Here is a 6707-nt window from a genome sequence, read left to right on the forward strand (position 1 = left end):
CTGAGTTCCAGGTCGTGAACGCCCTTGAAGATCTTCGAGAAGGTCTTGCCCTGCTCGAAGTTGCGCCGACCATCGTCGCCGCTGCGGTAGACGATCAGTTCCGGCTTGGGGTTGCGCAGCGCCCAAGCCGCGCCGACCGAGAGGTTCGAGTCGAACTGGCCTTCGATTTCGCCGAGCTGGAAGGTCAGCGCCGATGCTGGCAAGGAGGCGAAACTGGCAAGACTGGCGGCAACGGCAAGGCGTGCCTGCCGCCAGGGCAGATGAAGGGCGTTCATGGGGTGGGTACCTCTTGTTCTTGTAGGTTGCAACAGACGGTTCTTCCGCGGCTCGCAGCTCGAGTCGAGCTCGGCCGGTCGATCCGCAAACCGTGACGCCCCGACGACTTCGCTCGGTTGACGAGCGTCGCCATCACTGTCGTAGGCAGGGGTCCATGGAAATCGATGGCGTCTGGACGCAGCTCCTAACGAGCCTGGGCCACAACGACGCATGTCGGGTTTTCGGTGAGTAGGTGCGTGCTCCTGACAGGTTCTTGCCGGTTTGCCCAACTGGGCGATACACGGATAATGAAAGCCTGTAGAGCTCACTCAGTGGCAGGCGCGAAATGGACAGAATTCCCTTAAGAGTGGCCAATCTGCAGCGCTATCACCGCGGCGCACTGGGAGAGGTACTGGAACGCTACCTGCGTGGCACTCAGCGCTGCCGCGAGGGCGACTACAGCATGTTCACCCTGGAGCAACTGCTGGCCGAAGCGCAGCGTCATGACCCTGCCATCGGCCTGAACCTGTTCGCCCACTTCAGCGCACAGGATCGCCACATGCTGGCGCATGCCTGCAAGTACTGCGCGAACGTCGACGAAGCGCTGCGTTTCTGGGCCCGTTATGCGCGGCTGGCATCGGACATGGACAATGTGCGCTATGTCGAGGAGCAGTCCGGCGCCGCGCTGGAGGTGTGGGTAGAGGCACCGGAAACGCTGGCGCGCTTCACCGTCGAGCACTACTTCACCATGTGCATCACGCTGGCCAACGAGACCAACTCAGGCCAGCTGCGCCCCATACGGATCGATTTCGCTCATGCTCGCCCGAGCTACCACGAGCACTATGGACGTATCTTCGGTGAATCCGTGCGCTTCGGCTGTCCAAGCAACCTGCTGGTCTACGCGAGTGAAGACCTGAAGGTACCGCTACAGACTCGTCATGCCGGAATGTTCGAGGTGATCTGCCAGGAGCTGGACCGCTGCCTGGCGCGCCAACACCAGCTCAGCGGCTGGGCAGGCAAAGCAGCCCAGAGCATGCGCCGCACACTGAGTGAGGGGCGCGTGCCCGGACTGGAGGAACAAGCCAGTGCCTTGCACCTGAGCTCGCGGACGTTGCGCCGGCGCCTGGAACAGCAGGGGCTGAGCTTCCGCCAGTTGCTCGACCTAGTACGCCTGGAGCTGGAACAGCAACTGCAGTTGCAGGGCGTGGCGCCTGCGGAGATTGCCACCCGCCTGGGCTACAGCGATCTCGATGCCTACCAGCATGCGCGGCGGCGTTGGCGAGGGGATGAGCCCCAGACCTGACACCAGCAACGCTCTAGGGTGTCGCCCCCCGCCCTGCATTACCGATCACCGCGAGGTCGTGCGGACGCAGATGCAACTTGGCGTCGTTGCTCATCATCTGAAAGGCCCAATCGACAAAGGTCCGGACCCTGGCCGACAGAAAGCGACTGGCCGGATAGACGATGTGCACCGGCTGCGGCCGCAGGTGCCACTGAGGCAATACCGGAACCAGGCGGCCCTGCCTCACCAGATGCTCCACGGCAAACGGAGAGGCAGGCGTGATACCAGCGCCCATCGTGGCGGCGGCAACTGCGGACTCCGGGTCATCCAGCAGCAGCCTCGGCGTGCGCTTCAGATCGTACGCGGCTGCACCCGAGCGCAGGAACCAGGGCCTGGGCGTATTGGTTCTCGGGTCGAACCAGCCCACCAGGTCGGCCCGCTCGAGCACCTCTGGCTCTGCAGTGGGCCCGAAATCCTGCATGTAGCCCGGACTGGCATAAAGGCCGGCATGCACATCCATCACGTGGAGCGCACTGAGCGAAGAGTCATCGACAGGACCTCCGCGGATGGCACAATCGATTCCGTCTTCGAGCAGGTTTCTCACCTGATGGTGGGCACCGAGCAATACCTGTATCTGCGGGTAGCGATCGCGAAACTCGATCAGCTTCGGAGACAGTATCCATCGGCTGAACGCCGTCTGCGTCTCCACTCGCAAGCGCCCCTTGGGCGAACTCGTCACGCCCATGACGCGCGCCTCGAGCTCCTCGATGCTGTCCAGCACCTGCCGGCACTGTTCGGCATACGCCAGGCCATCGGCAGTCAGGCTGATGGCCCGGGTGGTACGGTTCAGCAAGCGCACACCCAGCGCTTTCTCCAGATCGGCGACCCGCTGGGACACCCGGGCCTTGGGTATGCCGAGTAAATCGGCAGCCCGGCTGAACGATCCGTGCTCGACCACACAGCTGAAGGTCCTCATCGCACTCAACTTGTCCATATGAGTCACCTTGAACGACAACGATAGACAGGCAAGGGACGCCGCCTCACCCAGGGCGCCGGTCCGGCGCCAATTGGGCGCGTGCCTGGGGAGACCGGGGAAATGCCCCGTCCGGACACATCACTTCAACGGCCCAATCGACGAAGGCCCGAACCCGAGCCGAAAGATGGCGGCTGGTCGGGTAGACGATATGCACCGGCTGCGCCTTGAAATGCCATGCCGGTAGCACGGGGACCAACTGCCCCTGGCTGATATAGCCGTCCACGGCAAAGCGCGGAGCGAGGGTTATCCCGCCCCCCACCAGCGCCGCAGAAACCGCAGACTCTGGGTCGTCGAACACCAACCTGGGCGACTTCTTCAGGTCGTATTCGGCATCCTCCGAGTGCAAGCACCAGGGTTTTGCAGCATTCGACTCGGAGTTGAACCAGCCGAGCAAGTCGGCTTGCTCCAGCCCCCCCGGGGAATCCAGCACACCGAAGCGCTCCAGGTATCTCGGGCTTGCATACAGCTGGAACGACACATTCATGAGGTGGCGGGCGATGAGTGAGGAGTCGCTGAGGTGCCCCCCTCGTATGGCACAGTCGATGCCGTTTTCCAGCAGATGCCGAGTCCGATCATAGCCCCCCAGATGCAGCTGGATCATGGGATAGCGGCGACGAAACTCGGCTAGCCGGGGAGCGATAATCCAGCGGCAGATCGAGGTCTGGGCATCCACCCGCAGGTAGCCTTTCGGAACATTGACCGCACCGCTCATGCTCGCTTCGAGTTCATCGACATCGTCCAGGATCTGCCGACATCGCTCCACGTAGGCCGCACCGTCGACGGTCAGCTTCATGACCCGCGTGCTTCGCTGCAGAAGCCTTACTCCCAGCTCGCTCTCCAGGTCGGATACGAGTTGTGAAATCCGCGTACTGGGAACACCGAGGGAGTTGGCGGCCTGACTGAACGAGCCCAGGTCCACCACCCGGCAGAGGATGCGCATCGCGCCAAACTTATCCATAGGAGCCACTCCACGCGCTCAAGGGTCAGGGTTAGGCGGCCTTGCCTACAGTGGGGTGATACTTCCTCAGGTCAAGCGTAGTCCAGGTGCAAAGTGGGGATGACACGCGGAGCAAGGGGTGTCGGGTACGGCCGCAATACGCGGCAGCAGGATGGTTTCCAGGGCGACACCGTTTCATCTCGGGATAAGGCGCGGTGCTGCCGCAGGAATACCTCAAGGCTGTTGCTCGACACTCGGCGCCAGCAAACCATCGATCGCCGGTTCGAAGTAGGCCACCTGCAACGGATAGGCCTGCCCCATCAGCTCACCCTGGCCGTACCAGATCACGCCATTCTGGCGCAGGGTCATGCCGTCACGGCCGTACTCGAACAGACTGCCCACCGAGCTGCTGAAGGCGAAGCGATCAGTGTCCATCTGCAGCAGCTTGTACGTGGAGCCCGCCGGTGGCAGCTGCGCCTCGATGCACTCGAGATAGACCGACGCGAGCCTCTCGAACAACTGCGTTGCCTGCTCGCGGTACTCGTTGACCGTAAGGCCGGGACGACGCTGCAACTCGGCAGCGATCAGCACAAACACATCGGCGTTGGCGCGTGCCGCCGCCAGCTTGAGCGGCAGAACGTTGGCAAGACGGGCGCTGTCGACCTGCAGGACGGGCTGGCTACCCTGTTCGGGCGCCTTGCTCTGTGTCTCAGCCTGAGGGACAGCCACCGTCAACTCGGACACGTCCACCGGCGACAGCACCGTGGTCGCCAGGTATGCGGCACAGGCAGAAGCCTGCGCAGAGCGGTCAGAATTGACCAGCAACGACAGGTCGTGACCGTGCTTGGGAACATGGGCCACATCGACATGCTGTTGAGCGAGAAATGCGTTGACCTGCTCCTGCTTGGCCTGTCCACGCGCCAATCCACATACCTGCATCATCACGGCATGGTTGCGTTGCCCGGCGAAGGTCGGCGACAACGAAAACACGGCATCCTGAATGATCGGCAGCGCCGGAATGTTCACCCAGTTGCGCGGAACGGATGCTGTGGCGGGTTGCTCGCTCCGGCAGCCAGCGAGACTGCTCAGCATCAGCAGAAGGGTGATGCCGATGGGGCGCAGCAGCGGGGTTTTCCCGCTCGGAACGGTCATGTTCAGCATAGGTGCCTCTGGTTCTCGAATGTTGGAAAGTCCGGCTACAGCGGATCTGCGCGAAGGAAAGAAAGGTCACCACTGGTAGCCGACACCGACCGACAGCCCCAGCTCGCCCTGGCTGTTGGTGTTGCCCTGCAGCTTGGTCACCCAACTGCCACTGTCGGAAATGCGCGACACACCGATGGCCAGGGCGGACTGGCCGCGATAGCTGCTCAGCCCCGCCGCAGTCATGCTGGCGCCCGGGACGTAGGGCTGCGGCAGGCTGGCCATTGCCATGGCACCGGCAATCCCGGCGCTGAGGATGTCGTCCTGCTTGCGCAGGTCGCTCTTCAGTTCGGCAAAACGCTGGTCGGTATAGCTGTTGGCGTTGCTGGTGATGCCGTTGATGCTGCTGTTCAGCTGAGCGAGGTTGACCGCATCCGTGTCCCGAGTGCCGGCCGCGACGTTGGTGATCTGGCGCTCCGCGCCAGCGCTGCCGACCGAGACACTGTTGTCACGATCCGCTACCGAGTTGCTCCCCAGGGCCACGGAATTGTCCCGGATGGCGCTGGCGCTGGTGCCAATGGCGACGCTGTTGCCAGCCGACGCCACGGCTCCCGAGCCACCGGCGACCGAGTTCAGCCCCTCGGCCTTGGGCGCGACCGGAGCATTGCTCTGATTGACCCGAAACATGCCGGCATCACCGCGCTCGACCTGGGTGACACGCGCATCGATGATCTGCACCTCGTTCGTTACCTGGCTCACATCGCCGGTGACGGCGGCGATCTTCTGGTCGACGCCCTTGAGCTGGGCGACGTTCACCGCATCGCTGTCCTCGGAGCCGGCAGCCACCCCGGTGATCTGGCGATTCCCTGCGGCAGTGCCGACACCGACTTCACCCACGGAAGTCTGCGTTTCGCTCAGCGCGAAGGCGGCGTAGTTCGCCTGTGCCCCGCGATCAGCCACCGAGCCTGCCCCCAGCGCCACCGAATTGGCCTGGCTGGCACTGGCATTGGCGCCAATGGCCACGCTGCTGTCGCCAGTCGCCTGGGCAGCGCTGCCCACGGCCGTCGCACCCTGGCCCGACGCCTCGGCCTCGTTCCCCATTGCCACGGCACTGGAACCGCTGGCCCGGGCATCGGGCCCCACAGCGACCGAGTCCGTACCACTCGCCACCGCGTCGGCCTTGTTCGAGCTGGCGCGAAAGTACTTGATGCCGCCGCCATTGTTGAGCGTGGCCAGGGATCCCTCGAGCGTGCTGACCCGACCATCGATCAGGGTGATCTGCTGGTTGGTCTCGTTGAGCTGGGACAGGTTGACCGCATCGCTGTCATTCACACCGCGAGCGACGTTGGTGAGCGTGGTGCCACCGCTTCCGGTGAGGCTGTCGTAGACGCTGCCCGCCAGGGTGATGGTGTTGTAATCGATGGTTCCGCCACCGTTGAGGTCGTACTTCACCGAACCACCGCTGGCAGCGTTCAGTTGAGCGACGGTGGCGGCATCGCTGCCATTCACGCCGGCCGCAAGATTCACGATGCGGGTGCCGGCAGCGTCGATGCCGCTGACGGTGAGACTCGGCCCTCCCACGATGCTCAGGCCATTGCTGTCGAGCAGGGCGTTCCCGGCGGACAGCGATGTCACCGCAAGGTCATCGCTCAGATCGAAGGTCACCTCCTCACGGCCGTTGCGGGTCGTATGAGCGATGACCAGGTTGCCATCGGCATTACCCAGGTTGACCTCACCACCTGGCGCCACGTTACTCGCGCCCCCTACTCCGGCACTCAGTCCCCACCCTGCATAGGCCGCCGTGCTGACGCTGCGCAACTGCGCCACGTTGACCGCATCACTGTCTTCGGTGCCGGCAGCCACACCGGTGATCTGACGAAAGAGCCCGTTCCCGGCGTCGCCCACGGCCAGCGCCCCGGAGGTGCTTTCAGTCGCGGCGATGCGCGCATCCAGGCGGTCGATGGCATTGCTGGCCGGGTTGTAGCCCGCCATTCCCATGCCGGTATCCGCGATGGAGCCATTACCCAGGGCTATGCCTCCGGCCACTGTGACATCAG

Annotated in this window: 6 protein-coding genes; 1 reads left to right on the top strand and 5 read right to left on the bottom strand. The window is 63.7% G+C overall.

From position 1 onward, the window contains the following. On the bottom strand, positions 1–275 hold a 275-nt coding region (locus tag J0A65_RS20845; RefSeq protein WP_206596267.1), incomplete at its 3' end, for a DUF1302 family protein. Positions 276–601: 326 nt separating this feature from the next. Here J0A65_RS20845 and J0A65_RS20850 point away from each other — a divergent pair. Further along, positions 602–1558, top strand: a complete 957-nt coding sequence (locus J0A65_RS20850; RefSeq protein ID WP_152488394.1) for an AraC family transcriptional regulator ligand-binding domain-containing protein — start codon at positions 602–604, stop codon at positions 1556–1558. 13 nt (positions 1559–1571) lie between these two features. On the opposite strand, the gene J0A65_RS20855 is transcribed toward J0A65_RS20850, so the two are convergent. The 4 genes from J0A65_RS20855 to J0A65_RS20870 form a co-directional block, all read right to left on the bottom strand. Next, positions 1572–2531, bottom strand: coding sequence for a LysR family transcriptional regulator (locus J0A65_RS20855; protein WP_206596268.1), 960 nt, complete (start codon positions 2529–2531; stop codon positions 1572–1574). 46 nt (positions 2532–2577) lie between these two features. After that, positions 2578–3531: a LysR family transcriptional regulator gene (locus tag J0A65_RS20860; RefSeq protein ID WP_206596269.1), complete on the bottom strand. Its 954-nt coding sequence runs from the start codon at positions 3529–3531 to the stop codon at positions 2578–2580. 213 nt (positions 3532–3744) lie between these two features. Further along, positions 3745–4671 carry a hypothetical protein gene (locus tag J0A65_RS20865; RefSeq protein ID WP_206596270.1) on the bottom strand — a complete coding sequence of 309 codons (927 nt, stop codon included), beginning with the start codon at positions 4669–4671 and terminating at the stop codon, positions 3745–3747. A 66-nt stretch (positions 4672–4737) separates the two neighbouring features. Continuing rightward, positions 4738–6707, bottom strand: a 1970-nt coding sequence (locus tag J0A65_RS20870; protein WP_206596271.1) for a YadA family autotransporter adhesin, incomplete at its 5' end; no start/stop codon positions are given.

The sequence above is a fragment of the Bowmanella yangjiangensis genome (assembly GCF_017255015.1).
In the GTDB taxonomy this organism is placed as follows: Bacteria; Pseudomonadota; Gammaproteobacteria; order Enterobacterales; family Alteromonadaceae; genus Bowmanella; species Bowmanella yangjiangensis.